The following is a 19,346-nucleotide window of genomic DNA, read 5'->3' as shown; positions in this document are numbered from 1 at the left end:
ACAACCGAAGATCGCACGGCCCGAATTCGCTCAAGAGAAGCCATAGGAGTGAATTCGGGCCGTTGTGCATGCCAAGCGCCGAATCATGAGGGTCCGTAGTCCTTACCGTGCCAGTGACCGATACCCTCCATGGTCGTTCACCCGGCCGAGGGAACGAACGGACGCGAACGCAAGAGGTGCGCAGATGGTGGCCCCACCTGACAACGACGTTCTCTGGGCCCGCGGCCTGCACCACAGTTACGGCGCCAGCACCGCACTGGCCGGAGTCTCCCTCGGCGTCCGCGAAGGGGAGATCCTCGCCGTCACCGGCCCGCGCGGCAGCGGCAAGACGACGTTGCTGCGCTGCCTGTCCGCCCAACTCGCCCCGTCCGAGGGCGAGGTGTGGTTCAACAGTTCACCGGTGCACACCCTCGCCGCCCGCCACCGCGAGCGGCTGCGCCTGGACCGCTTCGGCTGGATCGACACCCAGCCCCACCTCGTGACCGAGCTGACCGCCGGGGAGAACGCCGCCCTGCCGCTGCTGCTGCGCGGCGAGGGCGGCCGCGCCGCGCGGAACACCGCGGCCGAGTGGCTCGACCGGCTCGACGTCGGCGACTGCGCACGCCGCCGCCCCGCGCAGCTCGATCAGTCGCAGCGTCAACGCGTCGCCATCGCCCGCGCGCTGGCCACCACGCCGCAGGTCCTCTTCGCGGACGAACCGACCGCGCCGCTGCACCGTGCGGACGCCACCCAGGTCCTGCGCACCCTCACCACGGCGGCCCGCTCGCACCAGATCACCGTGGTCCTCGCCACCCACGACCCGGAAGCGGCGTCCCTCGCCGACCGCACCGTCGCCCTCCTCGACGGCCGCCGGGCCCGGGGCGGCGCCGTCTCCTCCCCCGACGCGGAAAGCAGGGCAGCGTGCTCGCTCTCCGTCTAGCCCGCGGTACGCGCCCCCTGGTGCTGGTGCGGCGTGCCGCCGTCGCCGCGGCGGCCGGGGGCACCGGGTTCCTGCTGCTGGCCACCCTCGGCCACGCCACCGCGCACCCCACGGACTCCGGCCAGGCCGCGGTGCGGCTGCTGTGGTGTCTGGCGCCGCTCGCCGCGACCGCGCAGCTCGCGGTGGCCGTGGCGCGTACGGATCCCGCCGCGCGGCTCCAACGGGGCATGGCGGCGGCGGGGTTGGGCCCGTTCCGGTTGACGTTGCTCGCCGCCGTCTCCACCGCGCTCTCCGGTGTGCTGGGCGCCGTCGCGGCACTGCTGGTGTTCCTCCGGCTCCGCGGCGGACTCGGAGCGGCGCCGTGGCCGAAGCTCGCGACGGAGCTGCTCGGCGCGGGGCACCCGCTGCCGGTCGCCGGAACGGTGCTGCTGCTGTCGCTGGTGCCGCTGGTCCTGGCGGGGGCGACCGCCCTGGCGCTGCGTCCGCGCGAGGCCGCCCCGGCCCCGCCGCCGACGCCCGCACCGACGGAGGCGGGTGACGGTGCCGACGGGGCGCCCCGCACGGCGCCCGCCGCCCCGTCCGGCCTGCCGTGGGGCATCGCCCTGACGGCGGTGGGGCTGACCGTCGAGACCTACGCGGGCCGCGGTACGGCCGTCGGCTCCGGCCTGCTCCCGCTGCCGGGCCGTCTGGTGGGCAGTCCCCCGGGCGTCCTGGCGGGCTGGGCCCTGTCCGCCGTCGGACTGGTGCTGGCGGGCCCGGGTCTGGTGCACCTGTGCGGGCGGTTGCTGTGCGCGGGCCGTCCCGGCGCGCTCCGGCTGCTGGCGGGACGGGTGCTCCAGGAGGAGGCCCAGCGGATCGGCCGCCCCGTCGGGGTGCTGTGCGCGGTGGTGTCCGGTGGCTATGCCGCGGTGAAGGTGTTCCGCGCCGCGCCGCTGGAGACCTTCGGGCCGCTGACCGCGGTCGGCGCGGCCGTCGTGCTGGGCTGTGTCCTGGCGAGCGCGCTGGCCGCCGGCCTGGAGTCACGCGCCGCGCGGGCCGAGGCCACCGCGGCCCTGCGCAGGCTCGGCGCACCGGCCGCCCTCCTCCGCCGCGCCGCCACCCTCCGCGCCGCCACCCTGCTCCTTGTCCTGGCCCCGTTGACGTGGGGCGTGGCCGAACTGGCGACGGTGCCGTTGGTGCGTTGAGGGGGATGCCGCTACACGGCGTGGGGCCGGGCATGGGGCGTGGGGTGCGGGGCATGGGGCGGCTCGCATGGGGCGCCGGGCATGGGGCGCCGGGCCGCACCGCGCGCCATGCGGGCAGCATCCGGCGTGCGGGCGGCGTCTTCTCTTCGCACGGAGCCCGCCCCGTGCCTCGCGCCCCACGCGGGTAAACCGCCAAGACCGGCGACGGAGCGGCCCGAGTATGGCGGGCGCGCAGTTGAATCAGGCGTCCTCCGCACCCCACGCGCCCCGTGAGTGTGCCGACCGGGAGTCCTGACCTGAGGCATCCGGCCGCTCCGCCGAGGCAACCCCTTCCCCGGAAAGCACGTCTGCATGGCCGGGTAACGCAGTGGTGAGATGCACGCCCGCGGAACCGGGCCGAGCCACGGTGCGGCGGACGGGGCGCGAACGGAGCACGTAGTGATCATCGGTCTTGTGACTGCCGTGGCGGCCTCCGCCTGTTACGGCGCGGGGTCCGTACTTCAGGCGGTGGGCTCGCGCAGGTCCGCCCGCCGAGAAGCGGCCGTCGCCCCTTCCTCCGGTGTGACGCAGCACGGCGGCCCCAGCCTCTCCTCGACCGCGAAGGCGGCGGTGACCTGGGAATTCCTCGTCGGTACCGGCCTGGACTTCCTCGGTTTCGCCCTGGGCGCGCTGGCCGCGCGGCTGCTGCCGTTGTTCCTCTCCCAGACGGTGATCAGCGCCAACCTGGTGATCACCGCGCTCCTGAGCATCAAGATGCTGGGCATCCGCCTGACCCGGCCCGAGTGGGCGTCGATCGCCGTGGTCTGCTCGGCACTGGTGCTGCTGGCCACCGCCGCGGGCCACGAGGGCAGCGGCACCACCCCGCTCGCCACCCACTGGTGGCTCCTGGCCGCGTCCGTGCTGTTGATCGGCGTCGGCACCCTCGTCGTCCGGTTCCTGGGCGCCCGCGCGGCCATCCCGGCCGGTCTGCTCTCCGGGCTGGGCTTCGGCGCACTCGGCGTCGGCGTACGCGTCCTGAACGGCGTCGCCCCGTTCGACCTGCCGACGCTGCTGGGGGACCCGGCCCTCTACGCGATTCTGGTGGCGGGCCTCGGCGGCATGTATCTGCACACCGTGGCGTTGCAGATCGGCTCGGTGAACGGTGCGACGGCGGCGCTGGTGGTGGGCGAGACGGTGGTGCCCGGCATCCTCGGCGTGCTGTGGCTCGGTGACGCCTCCCGTCCGGGCTTCGCCTGGATGGCTGTCCTCGGCTTCGTCCTCGCGGTCGCCGGAGCCGTGGCCGTCGCCTGGTTCGGCTCCCCCGAAACAGAACCCACCGCGATCCCTGCGGTCGATGCGGACAATGCCTACGACACGGCGGATACGGGACGGAGCCGGGCCGAGGGCGTGGCGGGGCGCTGACGCCGCCACGGGGCGGGCCCACGGGTGCGCACATGGGGCGCGCCGGGCCGCCGCGCGCGCGAGAGGCGCACCGGGCCACCGGCGGCATGGGGCAGCCCGCATGGGGCGATGCCACGACGCCGTGCCCCATGCGTGTACCGCCGTCCCGCGCGCTCCGCTACTCGGACTGCTCGCCTGTAGCTCCGAGGCTCGGGGCTCCAGGGTTCGGCCCTCCGTCTCCCGGGGCTCCCTCCCTCGTCGCCCCCAGCACCACGACATCCTCCGGGACGAACCGCACCCCCACCCGCTGCCCGGGCTCCGGCGCGTCCCCCAGCATGCAGGCCGCCTCCAATTGCGGGCCTTGCTCGGGCTGGAGGAGGAGAGCCACATGCGTACCGCGGAAGGTGCGGGAGGTGACGGTGCACGGCAGGCCGTCCTCGGGCCGTGTGAGCCGGACCCCGGCCGGGCGTACCAGCAGGCGGCACGGGCCGTCCTCCGCACCGTGCGGTACCGGCACCGTGCCCCAGGGCGTTGCCGCGGCTCTGCCCCGTACCGTCGCCTCGACCACGTTGTCGAAGCCGAGGAACCGGGCGACGAACTCGGTGGCGGGGCGCTGCCAGACCTCCAGCGGTGTGCCGGTCTGCGCGATGCCGCCGTTCTGCATGACGACGACGCGGTCGGCCAGCGCGAATGCCTCCCCCTGATCGTGGGTGACGGCCAGCACCGTCGTCCCCAGCGTGCGGAAGAGGCCACGCAACTCGACGACGAGGCGTTCGCGCAGCCCGCGGTCGAGCTGTCCGAGCGGTTCGTCGAGCATCAGCAGCCGGGGGCTCGGGGCGAGGGCACGGGCGAGGGCGACCCGCTGCTGTTCGCCGCCGGAGAGCGAGCCCACGGCGCGCCGTGCGGCGCCCGGCAGGCCCACCAGGTCGAGGAGTTCGGCGACGGTGCGGTCCTGCTCGGTGCGGCGGGCCCCGCGCATCCGCAGGCCGAAGGCGACGTTCCCGGCGACATCGCGCTGCGGGAACAGCTGGTGATCCTGGAACATCAGGCCGACGCCGCGCCGGTGCGTGGGCACCCGCGCCTGATCGCGTCCCTCCAGGACGACCCGCCCGGAGTCGGCCGCCTGCAGCCCGGCCACCACCCGCAGGAGCGTCGATTTGCCGCTGCCGCTCGGGCCGAGGACGCAGACGATCTCGTGGGCGGCGATGCCCAGGTCGACGGCGTCGAGCGCGGCGGGCGCCCCGTGCCCGCCGAAGCGGACGGTCACCCCGTCCAGGCTCAGCAGGTCCCGGCGTTCGGTGGCCCGGGCCATGGTGGTGGCGGTCATCTAGAACTCCCCGGAGTGGTCGGTGCGGAGGCGTTCCAGGGCGAGCAGGGCCCCGGCGCACACCACCATCAAGAGCGTGGACAGGGCCATCGCCTGGCCGTAGTTGAGCTCCCCGGCGCGGCCCAGCAGCCGGGCCACGGCCACCGGCAAGGTGGGGTGATCGGGGCGGGCGATGAACACCGTCGCGCCGAACTCACCGAGGGAGACGGCAAAGGCGAAACCCGCGGCGATCAGCAGGGCGCGGCGCACCATGGGCAGGTCGACCTCCCGCCACACGCGCCACGGGGAGGCGCCCAGGACGGCTGCGGCCTCCCGGAGCCGTCCGTCGACGGCGCGCAGCACCGGCAGCATGGTGCGCACCACGAACGGCACGCCGACGAGGGCCTGTGCGAGCGGCACCAGCCACCAGGAGGAGCGCAGGTCCAGCGGTGGCTTGTCGAGGGTGATCAGGAAGCCGAAGCCGACGGTCACCGCGGACACCCCGAGCGGCAGCATCAGCAGCGCGTCGAGGCCGCGCATGAGGCGGCCGCCCCGTCGGGTGAGCGCGGCGGCGGCGAGCCCGCCGACCACCAGGGCGATGGCGGTGGCCGCGGCGCCGTAGGCCAGGGAGTTCCACAGCGCGTCGAGCGGGGCGACGGCGAAGGTGCTGTCGGCGGACGCGGCGGAGCCCAGCGTGGTGTAGAAGACCGTCCCATAGCCGTCGGGACCGGCGAAGGACCGCACGACGAGGACGACGAGCGGGGCCACGAGGAGCACCACGATGACGGCGACGGTGCCCCACAGCAGCGCCCACTGCCCGCCGCCCCGTGGGCGGTGCGCGGTGCGGGCGGCGTCGACGAGGCGGAGGGTGGTCTCGCGGCGGCGCACCGTCCAGGCGTGCAGCGCCAGCAGGCCCAGCACCGCGACGAACTGGATCACGGTCAGGACGGCGGCGGTGGGCAGATCGAGGAAGTCGGCGGTCTGCCGGTAGATCTCCACCTCCAGGGTGGAGAAGGTGGGGCCGCCGAGAATCTGCACCACGCCGAACGACGTGAAAGTGAACAGGAAGACCATCAGCGCGGCGGCGGCGACGGCGGGGCCGAGTGCGGGCAGCGTCACCCGGCGCCAGGCCGCGAACCGCCCGGCGCCGAGCACCCGTGCGGCCTCCTCCTGCCGCGGATCGAGCTGGCTCCACAGACCGCCCACGGTGCGGACGACCACCGCGTAGTTGAAGAAGACGTGCGCCAGCAGGATCGCCCACACCGTGGTGTCCAGCCGCGCCCCCCACAGGTCGTCGAGGAGCCCGCCGCGGCCGACCAGCGCGAGGAAGGCTGACCCCACGACGACGGTGGGCAGGACGAACGGGACGGTGACGACGGCACGCAGCAGCTGCTTGCCGGGGAAGTCGAAGCGGGCGAAGACGTACGCCCCGGGGAGGGCGACGAGCAGCGTCAGGCCGGTGGAGGCGGCGGCCTGCCAGAGCGTGAACCCCAGGACGTGCAGGATGTCCGGGTCGCCGAGGACAGCGGTGAGCCGGCCGAACTGCCAGTGGCCGCCGTCGGTGAGTCCGCGGCCCACGATCGCCGCGACGGGATAGGCGAAGAACAGCGCGAAGAAGACGAGCGGCAGGGCCAGCAGCCCCATGCGCGCCGCCGTGGCGCGCATGGGGCGGCGGCCCCGTGCGGTTACTTCAGGACGAGCGAGGACCACTGCTTGATCCACTGCTCGCGGTGCGCGGTGATCGTCTCCGGCGCGACCGTCGCCGGTTTGCCGATCGTCGCGCCGTACTTGGTGAACAGCGCGGGCACGGCAGCGTCCTTGCGTACCGGGTTGACGAACATCTGGAGCGGCATGTCCTCCTGGAACTTCCGGCTCAGCAGGAAGTCCAGCAGCGCCTTGCCGCCCTTCTCGTTCTTCGCGCCCGTGAGCAGGCCGCCGAACTCGATCTGGCGGAAGCAGGTGCCGGTGGCCACGCCGGTAGGGGCCTGCTTGGGCTCCGGCTTCTTGCCGAGCACCTCGACGGGCGGGCTGGAGGCGTACGAGACGACCAGCGGCTTGTCGCCCTTGCCCTTACCGGCGGCGGAGCCGGAGAACCGTTCGTTGTACGCCTGCTCCCAGCCGTCGACGACCTCGACACCGTTGGCCTTGAGCTTCTTCCAGTAGCCCTGCCAGCCGTCCTGGCCGTACGCGGCGACGGTGCCGAGCTGGAAGGCTAGCCCCGGGGAGGACGTCGCGGAGTTCTCGGTGACCAGCAGGTTCTTGTACTGCGGCTTGATCAGGTCGTCGAAGGTCTTCGGCGGCGCGAGGTGGTGCGCGGCGAAGTAGGCGCGGTCGTAGTTGACGCAGGTGTCGCCGTAGTCGAGCGGGGTGACGTGGTGCCCGGCCTTGTCGAGCTGGAGCGCGTCCGGCACCGTGTCGAGGCCCTTGGCCTGGTACGGGGCGAAGACCCCGGCCTTCAGGCCGCGGGAGAGCAGGGTGTTGTCGATGCCGAAGAAGACGTCGCCCTGCGGGTTGTCCTTGGACAGGATCGCCTGGTTGACGGCTTTTCCTGCGTCGCCGCCCTTGAGGATCCGGACCTTGTAGCCGCTCTGCTTCTCGAAGTCGGCGAGCACCGATTTCGAGGCGTTGAACGAGTCGTGGCTGACGAGCGTGACGGTCTTGGCGTCCGCCGCGTCACCGCCGGAGCTGTCGCAGGCGGCGAGTCCGCCCATGGTGACGGCGGCGACCGCGACGGCCGCGGCGGCTCTGCGGGTGGTGGTACGGCTGGTGTGACCCACTGATGTCCTCCTGGCTGGCCAGGAAGAGACGCGGCCCCGTGCGGCGCCGCACGGGGCGCGTCGGTGACGCGCGCCGTGCGGCGCCGCACGGGGCGCAACAGCATGAGTGATGACCGAACTTCCTACCCGGAATGACCCGGGCGAGGTTCAAGGGTCTGCGGATCCCCCGTATGCCTACGGTCTCTCCGCACTCTCAGCGCTGTGGCGCTCCCCTGTCGGAATGTGCGTTTGTTCGATCACACGGTACCAGCGCGCCGGTCAGCGCTCCGAGGCGGCGAGCTGGCCGCAGGCCCCGTCGATCTCCTGGCCGCGGGTGTCGCGCACCGTCACCGGCACGCCGTGTGCCTCGATGGCCCGGACGAACGCCCGCTCGTCCTCGGGCCGCGAGGCGGTCCACTTCGACCCGGGCGTCGGGTTCAGCGGGATGAGGTTCACATGGACGCGCCGCCCCTTGAGCAGCCGTCCGAGCAGGTCACCGCGCCATGCCTGGTCGTTGATGTCACGGATGAGGGCGTACTCGATGGAGATCCGGCGACCGGACTTCTCGGCGTACTCCCAGGCCGCGTCGAGGACCTCACGGACCTTCCAGCGGGTGTTGACCGGCACCAGCGTGTCGCGCAGCTCGTCGTCGGGCGCATGGAGCGAGACGGCGAGGCGGCATTTGAAGCCCTCGTCGGCGAACCGCAGCATCGCCGGGACCAGCCCGACCGTCGACACGGTGATACCGCGCTGAGACAGCCCCAGGCCGTCCGGCTCGGGGTCGGTGAGCCGCCGGATGGCACCGACGACCCGCTTGTAGTTGGCGAGCGGCTCCCCCATGCCCATGAACACGATGTTGGACAGCCGCGCGGGGCCGCCGGGCACCTCGCCGTCGCGCAACGCCCGCATGCCGTCGACGATCTGGTGGACGATCTCCGCCGTCGAGAGGTTACGGTCCAGACCGGCCTGCCCCGTGGCGCAGAACGGGCAGTTCATACCGCAACCGGCCTGCGAGGAAATGCACATGGTGACGCGGTCGGGATACCGCATCAGCACCGACTCGACGAGGGTGCCGTCGTGCAGCTTCCAGAGGGTCTTGCGGGTGGTGTCGTCATCGCACGAGACGTGCCGCACCACGCTCATCAGCTCGGGCAGCAGCTCCGTCGCCAGCTTCTCCCGCGCGGCGGCGGGGATGTCCGTCCACTGCTCCGGGTCGTGCGCGTACCGCGCGAAGTAGTGCTGCGACAGCTGCTTGGCACGAAACGGCTTCTCCCCGATCGCGGCCACCGCTTCACGGCGCTCCACGGGGCTGAGATCAGCGAGGTGCCGCGGGGGCTTCTTGGCCCCACGCGGCGCGACAAAGGTGAGTTCTCCGGGCTTCGGCATGGTGCATCCAGTGTCGCAGACCCCTGAGGCGGGCCGGGCCGTCCCGAGGGTGGGGGCGGTCACCCCGCGAGCCCGGGCACGGGGCGCGGCCTGCCCGCAGTCAGGAGTGCCAGACCTCGCGGAGGTGGGTGACGGCGCCTGCGGGGCCGAGGGTGATCTCGTAGATGTCCCCTGAGCAGGAGTACGGGGCCTTGACCGGTGCGTGGCGCAGGCAGGCGGCGAGGTGCCCGGTCAGCTCACTCGCCGTGACGGTGCGGTGCCCGGTCGCGCCCGTGCTGAGTTCACCGGTGGCCCCGTCCGCGAGCGGATAGCTCCCGGCCTTGCCCGTCCCGTCGTATGCGCCGCCGCTCGGCCCGCAGACGAACTGCGCCACGCGGACGGGCACGGCACCACCGGACGGGGCGCCCGTGACACGCACCATGCGGTGCCCCGCCGGCACCTTCGGCGCGGTGCAGTCGAAGGTCGGCTCCGGATCGACCGGGAGATCTTCGGCCCGCGACGCGGACCCGGACGGCCGGGGAGCCCCCGGTACGCCGGTGACCGCAGCGGACGCCGACGTGGCAGCCCCGTCCGACGGCGCCGCGGCCGAACCGCTGTCCGTGCAGGAGGTGAGCGTGGCCAACGAGGCGGCAAGGGCAGCTACGGCGAGCAGGCGGCGGGTGATCATCGCGGTGTTCTCTCCGGTATACGGATGGGGCGGACGGAATTCGTGTGCGGAGGGGGAGGGCGACGGGGCGGGAGGGAGGGCGACGGGGCGGCATGCGCCCGCCTCGTGCGCCCAGCCCCATGCGGCGCACGCCACCGCTCCGTCGCCCCCAGCACGCTCAGAGACCGTTACGGCGATAGGGCACGTACGGGTGCCCGCCCGCCCTCTCCTGGGCGGCGTCGCCCGAGTAGTAGGGGTAGGGGATGACATGCGAGACGGTGCCCTGGGAACCGTTGTCCTCCAGCGCGACGTACTTGGTGTGTGACGCGTCGGCCCAGCCGCCGAAGAGGACGGTGTGGTCCCCGGCGACCAGGGCGTCTCCTGGTTGGAGGTCGTCCTTGGTGATCTGATGTGCGGTGTCGCTGCCCATCAGGCCGTAGGTGTTGAGTCCCGGCGGCTTGAGGCCCCATGCGGCGGAGACGAAGCCCGAGCAGTCGTCGCGGTAGCCGTTGGTGGTGGCCGACTGGCTGTAGCCGATCCGGTGGTTCACCCGCTCCAGGGCGCGGTCGACGATGTCCTTGCGCTCCTGCGGCAGCCCGGAGGTGTCGGGGGCGGTTTCGACGCCCGCGCCGGTGGTGGTGTGGTGCTTGCCGGGCGACCAGGCGTCCCAGTCCCCTTCCGTTTTCCACTTGCCGTCGCCTTGGCCTTGTGCGGGCGCCGGTCCGCCCCCGCCGTGACCTCCACCATCGTCTCCGGTACCTCCCGTGCCGTTTCCGCTCCCGCTGTGGTGGCCGGGCGGCGGGGAATCGTCGTGCTTGCCGGCGTCCTTGGCCTTCTTGAGCTTGTCCTCGATCTTCTTCTCGTTGGCCTCGTACTCGTCCTTGACCTGCTTGATCTTCTTGGCGTCTTCGGCCAGTTCTTCGAGCAGCAGCCCCTTGCGTTCCTCCAAGCGCTCGGTGAGCTGCAGGATCTCCTTCACGTCCGTGAGTACCTGGTAGGCGATACCGAAACCGGGAAGCTGCGCGATGGGCGCCGCGGCGAGGTCGATGGCCGCGGCTTTGACCAAGGTGCTTTTGATGTCGCTCAGTTGCTGGTTGAGCTCCCCCATGTGCTTACTGGCTGACTGCCAGTCGTGCTCGATCTTGTCGAGTTCGGCCAACTCAACGCCGAATGTGTGGTCTGCCATCCGTCAACCCCCGTGTTGTCGTGATGCGTCGTGAACCGCGCCGCGTGCGGCGCATGGGGCGCCCGCCCCGTGCGGGCCCCGGTTGTCGAGCGACGGCGCGCGAAGGCTGGGCGGTGCGCCGCGGAAGTCGGGCGACGGGCGCGACGCGACGAGCCGGAAAGAGCGCCTGCCCCTCCGGCAACCACGCAACGTGCCGCACCTCGTCAGCATTTCGCCGGGTCAGCCGGGTCAGCCGGGTCAGTAGACCTTGGCGAGCCGATCGACCGACTTGCCCAGCGAGGACAGGTCGTCGGTGATCTTCTTCATCTCGTTGACCCGCCCGTGCGCGACCTTGACGAAGGCGTCGGACGCGGGGCCGTGCCAGGTGAGCTGGCCGAGCGAGGAGTTGACCTCCTTGGTGAGGCCGTCCATTTCGCTGCTCAGCTTCTCCAGGGCGGCCGCGATCTTCTGCAGATCCGCCTCGCCGCCGCCGAACATCTGGCCCAGGACCCAGTGCGCGATCTCGGCGGGCGCCATCATGACGTCCTTGCCGACCTCGACGACATCGCCGACCAGCTTCGTTCCGTCGTCCCAAAGATCTCCGAGAGATCCCATCGCTTCCCCCCGTGGTGCGTACGGACCATGCCTGCAACCAGCCGAGGCTAGCGCTGCATGTACGTGGCATCTACCGGTACGCACCGGCCGCCTACCGCACCACGACGTATTCCGGCCATCGGCGCCACACGCCATACCGCCGACCGTTCCGTCCGACTCCGTCTTCGACACACGAAGCCACTGCTAACGGACACGTCACGTGCCGCCCCGTGCGCACGGCCAATTGGCGGAAACCCTCGCCCGCCCGGCCTCCTCATTTCGGGCATGGGAGCACCGCATGGCGCACCGCCGCATGGGGCGACGAGGTGCCCACCGCCCCATGCGGCCGCCCCGTACACAACGTAGAAGCCCCCCACCAACAGTTTCCCGTCGGCAGGGGGCTTCCCGTCATGCGGTGACGGAGGTGGTATCAGGCGTGGGGCGGAGGCGTCATCCCGTGCCCACGAAGATCACAAAGAGCAGCCAGACGACCGGAGCGGTGGGCAGCAGGGAGTCGAGCCGGTCCATGATGCCGCCGTGCCCCGGCAGCAGGGTGCCCATGTCCTTGATGCCGAGGTCCCGCTTGATCATGGATTCGCCGAGGTCGCCGAGGGTGGCGCTGGCAGCGACGGCGAGGCCCAGCAGCAGGCCCTGCCACCACGCACCGCCCTTGATCAGGAACTCCATGCACAGCGCACCGGCGACCATCGCGAACAGTACGGCGCCGACCAGGCCCTCCCGCGTCTTGCCGGGGCTGATCCGGGGCGCGAGCTTGTGCTTCCCAAACCGCCACCCCACGGCGTACGCCCCGGTGTCGCTGACGACGGTCAGCAGCAGGAACGTCAGCACCCGCTGCGGGCCGTCCGCGTCGGCGGCGAGCATCAGCGCGACGAAGGTGGCGAGGAACGGGACGTAGAACGCCGTGAACACGCCCGCGGTGACGTCCCGCAGGTAGTTCTCCGGCTTCCCTGTCATCCGCCACACCAGGACGGCGAGGGCCGTAAGTGCCATCGCCGCCCACGCGCCACCGGCCCCGCGGACATACCCGGCGACCACCATGGCGGTGCCGCCGACGGCGAGGGGGATCAGCGGTACCTGGATGTCCTTGCGTTCCGCGAGGCGCGCGGTCAGCTCCCACAGGCCCACGACGACGGCGACCGCTATCACGCCGATGAAGACGGGCTTGTAGACGAAGAGGGAGGCAAGGATGACCACGCCGAGGCCGACGCCCACCCCTATCGCGGCGCGCAGATTACGCCCCGCGCTCTTCTTCTTGGGCTTCTCCGGCTCCGTCGGGTGAGGCTTCTGCGGGTCCGTCGAGCCATCGTGCCCGGGGGGACCGGGGAAAGGCGTGGCCATGGGCTCCTGCGGCTTTTCGTCGCGGAACAGGGGGCCGCTCAGGCGAGTGGCCCCCCGGTCGTCCCGGTGGTTCGGGTCATCCCGGGGGCCCCGGTGGTCCCGGTCGTCGTCCTCGTGTCGGCCGGCGTCGGGCACGACGGGCAGCGGACGGGTCCGGGCGACCGCTCCCCCGTCGTATGAGTGTCCCGCCGCAGCGGGGGACGCCGCCCCATGCGGCGCGGGGGCCGCCCCGTGGTCCGGCGCCGGCCCCCATGGACCGGCGCCGGGCGAGGCCCCCCAGGATGACTCGTTCATCAGACCTCGAGGAGCTCGGATTCCTTGTGCTTGAGCAGCTCGTCCACCTGCGTGACGTACTTCGCGGTGGTGTCGTCGAGCTCCTTCTCCGCGCGGCGGACCTCGTCCTCGCCGGACTCCTTGTCCTTGACCAGCTTGTCCAGGCTCTCCTTGGCCTTGCGGCGGACGCTGCGGATCGAGATCTTCGCGTCCTCGCCCTTGGTCTTGGCGACCTTGATGTAGTCCTTGCGGCGTTCCTCGGTCAGCTCCGGGAACGTCACACGGATGATGTTGCCGTCATTGCTCGGGTTGACGCCGAGGTCGGAGTCGCGGATCGCCTGCTCAATGTTGCGCAGGGCGCTTTTGTCGAACGGCGTCACGACGGCCATCCGCGGTTCCGGGACCGAGAACGACGCCAGCTGGTTGATCGGCGTCATCGCGCCGTAGTAGTCCGCCACGATCTTGTTGAACATCGCCGGGTGCGCACGCCCCGTGCGGATCGCGGCGAAGTCCTCCTTGGCGACCACGACGGCCTTCTCCATCTTCTCCTCGGCTTCGAGGAGGATCTCTTCGATCACCACTTGCTCCTGGTCTTATTCGTAAGAAGCAGAGCCTCGCCCCTGCCGCGCGTCCACTCCTGCACGGTGTCCGACCGGCAGGCGGTTGTCCATCCCCGTGCCGGTCTCGTCCCCGTGCACGGGAGGTGCCGCGGGGCGCGGGGCGACGCCCCGTGCCCGCGCGGCAGTTGGGGCCGTCAGGCCCGGGTGTCCTGATCGCTGACGAGCGTGCCGATCTTCTCACCCTTCACCGCACGCGCGATGTTGCCCTCGGCGAGCAGTTCGAAGACGAGGATCGGAAGCTTGTTGTCACGGCACAGCGTGATGGCGGTGGCATCGGCGACCTTCAGGTCGCGGGTGATGACCTCGCCGTATTCAAGAGCGTCGAACTTGACCGCGTCGGGGTTCTTCTTCGGGTCGGCGTCGTACACACCGTCCACGCCGTTCTTGCCCATCAGCATGGCCTGGGCGTCGATCTCCAGGGCACGCTGGGCGGCCGTGGTGTCGGTGGAGAAGTACGGCATGCCCATACCGGCGCCGAAGATGACGACGCGGCCCTTCTCCAGGTGGCGCACGGCGCGCAGCGGGATGTACGGCTCCGCGACCTGCCCCATGGTGATGGCGGTCTGGACGCGGGAGTCGATGCCTTCCTTCTCCAGGAAGTCCTGGAGGGCGAGGCAGTTCATGACTGTGCCGAGCATGCCCATGTAGTCGGAGCGGGCCCGGTCCATGCCGCGCTGCTGGAGTTCGGCGCCACGGAAGAAGTTGCCGCCGCCGATCACGATGGCGATCTCGTAGCCGTCGCGTACCACGGCGGCGATCTCGCGTGCGATGGCGTGGACGACGTCGGGGTCGACGCCCAGAGCGCCGCCGCCGGCGAACGCTTCGCCGGACAACTTCAGCAGGAAGCGTCCCTTCCCGTCGCTGTCGGGATTGCCGGCTTTATCCGAGCCGTCGGCACCGTGGTTCATGTGAAGCTCTCCTCGTACACATACGAAGGAGGCCATTGCCGTGGGTCTGGTCCAGATCCCTGTGCGGCAATGGCCTCCTCGTCACATCTGCGGCCGGCCGGTGTGCGGCCGACTGCGTACGACCCTAATGGGGCCGCGGGTCATTCGCTGCCCTGCGCTAGGCGGTCGGCCGTGGCGGCCGGTCCCGGCGGCGCGGGGCGTTCCGGCTCGCTCAGATGCCGACCTTGATGCGCGAGAAGCGCTTCAGGGTGACACCGGCCTCCTGGAGGACCTTCTCGACCGACTTCTTGTTGTCGAGCGCGTACGGCTGACCGAGCAGCGTCGCGTCCTTGAAGAAGCCGTTGAGGCGACCCTCGACGATCTTCGGGAGGGCGGCCTCGGGCTTGCCCTCGGCGCGCGTGGTCTCCTCAGCGACGCGGCGCTCGGCCTCGACGACATCGGCCGGCACGTCGCCCTTGGCGAGGTACTTCGGCGCGAACGCGGCGATGTGCTGGGCGATGCCCTTGGCGACCTCGGCGTTCTCCTTGTCGAGCTCGACGAGGACACCGATCTGCGGGGGCAGGTCGGGCATGGTGCGGTGCATGTAGGCCGAGACGTAGCCGCCGGTGAACTGCGCGAAACGGTCCAGGACGATCTTCTCGCCCAGGGTGGCGTTGGCCTCGTCGACGAACGCCTGGACGGTCTTGCCGGCCTCGATCTCGGAGGCGAGCAGCGCCTCGATGTCGGCCGGGGAGGTCTTGGCGACGTGCGCGGCGATCTCGTTGGCGACGGCCTGGAACTTCTCGCCCTTGGCGACGAAGTCCGTCTCGCACTTCAGCTCGACGAGGACACCGGAGGTCTTGTCGTCGGCGATCAGGGAGACGACGGCGCCGTTCTCGGCGGAGCGGCCCTCGCGCTTGGCGACGCCCTTCTGGCCCTTGATGCGCAGCGCCTCGACGGCCTTGTCGACGTTGCCCTCGGCCTCGTCCAGGGCCTTCTTGCAGTCCATCATGCCGGCGCCGGTCAGCTCGCGGAGCTTCTTGACGTCAGCGGCGGTGTAGTTCGCCATGATCTGTGAATCTCTTCTCGAAAGTCGAAAGATCTACGGGTGGACGGCGGGGGCGGCGCTTGTGGCACCGTCCCCCGCCGTCGTCAACCGGTCTGAGGTCAGGCCTGCTCGGCGTCGGCCGCCGGCTTCTCCTCGGCCGCGGGCTCGGCCTCGGCCGCGGGCTCGGCCGCGGGCTCGGCCGCGGGCTCGGCCTCTGCCTCGGCGGGCTTCTCCTCGGCCTTGGGGGCCTCGTCAGTCTTCTTGTCGCCCTCGAGCAGGTCGCGCTCCCACTCGGCCAGCGGCTCGCCGGCGGCCTTCTCACCCTTGCCCTCGGCGCCACCGGAGCGGGCGATGAGGCCCTCGGCGACGGCGTCGGCGATCACGCGGGTGAGCAGGGTGACGGAGCGGATCGCGTCGTCGTTACCCGGGATCTTGTAGTCGACCTCGTCGGGGTCGCAGTTGGTGTCGAGGATCGCGACGACCGGAATGTTGAGCTTCCGGGCCTCACCGACGGCGATGTGCTCCTTCTTGGTGTCCACGATCCAGACGGCGCTGGGCACCTTCTGCATCTCGCGGATACCGCCGAGGGTCTTCTCCAGCTTGGCCTTCTCGCGGGAGAGGACCAGCAGCTCCTTCTTGGTGAGGCCGGACGCGGCCACATCCTCGAAGTCGATCTGCTCGAGCTCCTTCAGGCGCTGCAGACGCTTGTAGACGGTCGAGAAGTTGGTCAGCATGCCGCCGAGCCAGCGCTGGTTCACGTAGGGCATGCCCACGCGGGTCGCCTGCTCGGCAATGGCCTCCTGGGCCTGCTTCTTGGTGCCGACGAACATGACCGAGCCGCCGTGGGCAACGGTCTCCTTGACGAACTCGTAGGCGCGGTCGATGTACGACAGCGACTGGAGCAGGTCGATGATGTAGATGCCGTTGCGCTCCGTGAAGATGAAACGCTTCATCTTCGGGTTCCAGCGGCGGGTCTGGTGCCCGAAGTGGACGCCGCTCTCCAGCAGCTCCCGCATCGTGACGACGGCCATGGCCGTACTCCTTGTTTTCTCGGTTCCACTGCGGCCGGTCGGCCGCGGTGCCTGACGCCCCGACGCGCCTGCCGGGGAGGGAACCTTGCGGAACCGTCCGAGGACCGAGGGGCGCGGCCACCGTGCTGCCCGACGGGGACTGATGCACTGGCGGCGGGGCGTGCGAAGTCGACCCGGTGACCCGGATCGCCACCAGAAGTGTACGGGACGGCCGACGCGCTCAGCGACACACGCCTTTCACATGGTGCCGCCCCGCGCTGCCTCACCTGCAGCGGGACTCATAGATGGCCCCGGTGGCCCCATGGGCCTGGCGCGGTGGGCTGCGCCATGGGGACGTCGTCGGTAGGTGCCGACCACGATGGTTCTTCTCGGGGAGACCGTGACGGGGCGTCGCGCATGAGGCTGTCGTCGAGGGGAGCGTCGGAGCCTTCGAGGGCACAGGCGCTCAGAGCCGGAGGCTCGGGCGCTCACTGGATCGGGTGAGGAGGATGTCCACAGACGCGGAGTTACCCACAGATCTGGTTCAAGATCCCCGCGCTCGTTCGGACTCCGTCACCGTCGATCCATGCGACTTCTCCCACCTCTCCCCAGCCTCCGGGTCCTGCCCGGCCGCCTCCGCCCTTCGTCCCCTTCCGGGCCTCGCACTTCGGTCCTTCCTTCGCCCGCCTCCGGCAGCCGTCGGCCGTGGTGCGTTCGGCGATTCGGCCCATTGGGTGCGCGGTGCCGCGCCCGACCGTCACGGTCGAGCGGGCCCCTGCCACGCGATCGGTGCTGGAGCGCCCCCGGAGAGGCTCCGGTCACGCGGCTCAACGCGGCCGCTCCGTCGGCACGCCGATCCGGCTCGCATGGTGCGACGACGCGCGGCCGTCGGCCCCACGTGCTGGACACGTCCGGCTTCGGACGTTGCGTACGCACAGTGCAGGGTTACGGACGCCGCTTGATGCCCGTGCCGGGTCCCCTGGCCCAGGCGCCGGAGTCCGGGCCCGCGCGGCCGCACGATGTGGCGCATGTCCCGGCCGGTGGCGTTGCCCTGCAGGTCACGGGCGTTTCGGCCAGGGGCGCGCTCGCCGCTCTGATGGCGTTCGCGGCCTTCGCTTCTCTCGCCGCGCTCACCGGTGTGGCGGCCGCCCGCGCGGGGGGACGTGGGGCACCGGCCGAGCCCGGGCCCACCGCTCCGCAGGCCGCGGAAGCCCCGCCTCCTACCTCCGCCGACCGTGCCTGGCCGGTGGACGGCGAAGCAGGATCCCGGCCCACGATCCTGCGTGGCTGGGAGCCGCCGCCCGCTCCCTGGGCGCCGGGGCACCGAGGCGTCGATCTGGCGGCGGCGCCCGGGACCACCATCCGGGCCGCCGCGCCCGGCGAGGTCACCTTCGCCGGAGTCGTCGCAGGCCGGGGCGTCCTCACCATCCAACTGTCCGGCACCGGAGAGCCGCCACTACGTACGACGTACGAGCCGGTACGAGCTTCGGTCCGCAAAGGCGACCGGGTGGACGCGGGTCAGCCGGTCGGCATCCTCCAGCAGGGGCCGTTCCACTGCCACGAGCCCTGCCTCCACTGGGGCCTCCTGCACGGGAGGACCTACCTCGATCCGCTCACCCTGATTCCTCCGCGTATGCAGCAAGGCGGCCCATCACGGCTCCTCCCGCTCACGGGCGTCCCGGTTCCGCCGGAACGCCCCCGGTCGGCGGGACCTCACACGGACGGGGCGAGCGGGGGCCGGGAGACGTTCGAGAGGAGAGCGACAGCGGATGGTGGGGTGAGCGGCGAGCGCCGGCCAATGGGGCTAGGTATCGCCTGGCGGCCCGCTCGGGCCGGGGCCACGTGGAGGGTCGGAGCAGCAGGGTCAGGGCGCTGGCCGCCCGGGAGCGCGTCAGCCGACGGGGCGCCGTGCCCTGAGTGCCTGGGTGGTGAGGTGGCGGCGGGGTGGCAGCGGCTGAGGCCGTCGGGCTGACGCACGCGGTGGTGGAGGGGTGGGTGGGGCGGGGGAGGGGGAGGGGGAGGGGGAGGGGGAGGGGGAAGCCCCCCAAGGGCCGAAACAACCAAGCCCCCGCCCCTCCCCCTCAGCCCCGCACCCCCCGCAGGACCATTGCGACCGCTGCCTCGGTGATTTCTTCGGGATCCTCCGCGGCGCCGAGTTCGATGCGGCGGACGGCGGCGTCGACGACGCCCTGGAGGAGCATGGCGGCCAAGCGGGGCTGGGCGTGGCCAAGGCCGGCGAGCGCTTCCACGATCATGGCGATGAGTCCGCCGTGGGCGGCCCGGATCTTCTCCCGCGCCCCGGCGTCCAGCTCTCCTGCCGAGATGGCGACGACCGCGCGGTGCCGCCGGTCGCCGACCAGGGCGAGCTGGCGTCGTACATATGCCTCGATCTTCGCTTCGTCGGTGTCGGCGCGCTCCATGGCCGCCTCGACCTCCGCCGCCCATACCGGGAAGTCGACGGCGCACAGCTCTTCGACGACGGCGGCGCGGGAGCGGAAATATTCGTATACGGACGACCGCGCGAGGCCGGTGCGCTCGGCGAGTGCGGGGAAGGTCAGGGCTTCCGTTCCGCCTTCGGACAGCAGGGTGCGGGCGGCGTCCAAGAGGGCGCCGCGTTGCATCGTTCGGTGCTCGGCCACTGAGGCCGCTCGAATCCTGGGCACCTGACCACTCTACGGATGGGCGGCGCCGAGCGGCACTCCGCGTCGGCTCCACGGCGGGCCGCACCGCTACGGAGGCGGGTGGGGCCCACACCTCCCGACGGCCGACTCGGCACCGACGGCAGTCCAGCCGGACGGATGGCCCGGATGGCG

General features: G+C 71.6%; 17 protein-coding genes and 1 riboswitch. Of the genes, 4 read left to right on the top strand and 13 right to left on the bottom strand.

Going from position 1 to position 19,346, the window contains the following annotated elements:
- Positions 1–184 precede the first annotated feature (184 nt).
- From OG422_RS23100 to OG422_RS23090, 3 genes are all read left to right on the top strand, one after another.
- Entirely contained in the window at positions 185–919 is a 735-nt protein-coding gene (locus OG422_RS23100) for an ABC transporter ATP-binding protein (protein ID WP_143942886.1), read from the top strand.
- On the top strand, positions 901–2,103 hold the full coding sequence (locus OG422_RS23095; protein WP_405745047.1) for a hypothetical protein: 1,203 nt from the start codon (positions 901–903) through the stop codon (positions 2,101–2,103). Before OG422_RS23100 ends, OG422_RS23095 begins: the two co-directional genes overlap by 19 nt.
- A gap of 438 nt (positions 2,104–2,541) precedes the next feature.
- The gene (locus tag OG422_RS23090; RefSeq protein WP_405745044.1) at positions 2,542–3,504 is read left to right on the top strand and encodes a hypothetical protein; all 963 of its coding nucleotides are present in this window, start codon (positions 2,542–2,544) and stop codon (positions 3,502–3,504) included.
- Positions 3,505–3,661: 157 nt separating this feature from the next.
- Here OG422_RS23090 and OG422_RS23085 read toward each other — a convergent pair whose 3' ends face one another.
- The 12 genes from OG422_RS23085 to rpsB form a co-directional block, all read right to left on the bottom strand.
- Complete coding sequence (locus OG422_RS23085; RefSeq protein ID WP_405745041.1) at positions 3,662–4,810, bottom strand: ABC transporter ATP-binding protein; 1,149 nt, start codon at positions 4,808–4,810, stop codon at positions 3,662–3,664.
- Positions 4,811–6,454 carry an ABC transporter permease gene (locus OG422_RS23080; protein ID WP_405745038.1) on the bottom strand — a complete coding sequence of 548 codons (1,644 nt, stop codon included), beginning with the start codon at positions 6,452–6,454 and terminating at the stop codon, positions 4,811–4,813.
- Between the two features lie 20 nt (positions 6,455–6,474).
- Positions 6,475–7,500 carry a thiamine ABC transporter substrate binding subunit gene (locus OG422_RS23075; RefSeq protein ID WP_143941563.1) on the bottom strand — a complete coding sequence of 342 codons (1,026 nt, stop codon included), beginning with the start codon at positions 7,498–7,500 and terminating at the stop codon, positions 6,475–6,477.
- 167 nt (positions 7,501–7,667) lie between these two features.
- A riboswitch (TPP riboswitch) is annotated at positions 7,668–7,790 on the bottom strand.
- Between the two features lie 34 nt (positions 7,791–7,824).
- Positions 7,825–8,931, bottom strand: a complete 1,107-nt coding sequence (gene rlmN, locus OG422_RS23070) for a 23S rRNA (adenine(2503)-C(2))-methyltransferase RlmN (protein WP_143941547.1) — start codon at positions 8,929–8,931, stop codon at positions 7,825–7,827.
- A 100-nt stretch (positions 8,932–9,031) separates the two neighbouring features.
- The gene (locus tag OG422_RS23065) at positions 9,032–9,598 is read right to left on the bottom strand and encodes a hypothetical protein (protein WP_405745035.1); all 567 of its coding nucleotides are present in this window, start codon (positions 9,596–9,598) and stop codon (positions 9,032–9,034) included.
- A gap of 157 nt (positions 9,599–9,755) precedes the next feature.
- Positions 9,756–10,763 carry a hypothetical protein gene (locus OG422_RS23060; RefSeq protein WP_405745032.1) on the bottom strand — a complete coding sequence of 336 codons (1,008 nt, stop codon included), beginning with the start codon at positions 10,761–10,763 and terminating at the stop codon, positions 9,756–9,758.
- 237 nt (positions 10,764–11,000) lie between these two features.
- Entirely contained in the window at positions 11,001–11,357 is a 357-nt protein-coding gene (locus OG422_RS23055; RefSeq protein ID WP_405745030.1) for a WXG100 family type VII secretion target, read from the bottom strand.
- A 429-nt stretch (positions 11,358–11,786) separates the two neighbouring features.
- The gene (locus tag OG422_RS23050; protein WP_405745027.1) at positions 11,787–12,989 is read right to left on the bottom strand and encodes a phosphatidate cytidylyltransferase; all 1,203 of its coding nucleotides are present in this window, start codon (positions 12,987–12,989) and stop codon (positions 11,787–11,789) included.
- Positions 12,989–13,546 (bottom strand): ribosome recycling factor, encoded by a 558-nt coding sequence (gene frr, locus OG422_RS23045; protein WP_405745024.1) that lies wholly within the window; start codon positions 13,544–13,546, stop codon positions 12,989–12,991. The genes OG422_RS23050 and frr overlap by 1 nt, the downstream gene beginning before the upstream one ends.
- A 176-nt stretch (positions 13,547–13,722) precedes the next feature.
- Positions 13,723–14,496, bottom strand: a complete 774-nt coding sequence (gene pyrH, locus OG422_RS23040; protein ID WP_405745021.1) for a UMP kinase — start codon at positions 14,494–14,496, stop codon at positions 13,723–13,725.
- A gap of 211 nt (positions 14,497–14,707) precedes the next feature.
- Positions 14,708–15,544, bottom strand: a complete 837-nt coding sequence (tsf, locus tag OG422_RS23035) for a translation elongation factor Ts (RefSeq protein ID WP_143943442.1) — start codon at positions 15,542–15,544, stop codon at positions 14,708–14,710.
- Between the two features lie 98 nt (positions 15,545–15,642).
- On the bottom strand, positions 15,643–16,554 hold the full coding sequence (gene rpsB / locus OG422_RS23030; RefSeq protein ID WP_405745017.1) for a 30S ribosomal protein S2: 912 nt from the start codon (positions 16,552–16,554) through the stop codon (positions 15,643–15,645).
- A gap of 565 nt (positions 16,555–17,119) precedes the next feature.
- On the opposite strand from rpsB, the gene OG422_RS23025 reads away from it, so the two are divergent.
- Positions 17,120–18,505, top strand: a complete 1,386-nt coding sequence (locus OG422_RS23025; protein ID WP_405745014.1) for a murein hydrolase activator EnvC family protein — start codon at positions 17,120–17,122, stop codon at positions 18,503–18,505.
- Between the two features lie 109 nt (positions 18,506–18,614).
- Here OG422_RS23025 and OG422_RS23020 read toward each other — a convergent pair whose 3' ends face one another.
- Complete coding sequence (locus OG422_RS23020) at positions 18,615–19,154, bottom strand: TetR/AcrR family transcriptional regulator (protein ID WP_143944407.1); 540 nt, start codon at positions 19,152–19,154, stop codon at positions 18,615–18,617.
- Positions 19,155–19,346: the final 192 nt, after the last annotated feature.

The sequence above is a fragment of the Streptomyces sp. NBC_01525 genome (assembly GCF_045040405.1).
GTDB classification, from domain to species: Bacteria; Actinomycetota; Actinomycetes; order Streptomycetales; family Streptomycetaceae; genus Streptomyces; species Streptomyces benahoarensis.
Note: the sequence above shows the minus strand (reverse complement) of the source record. Positions and strands in the feature narration are given on the sequence as shown.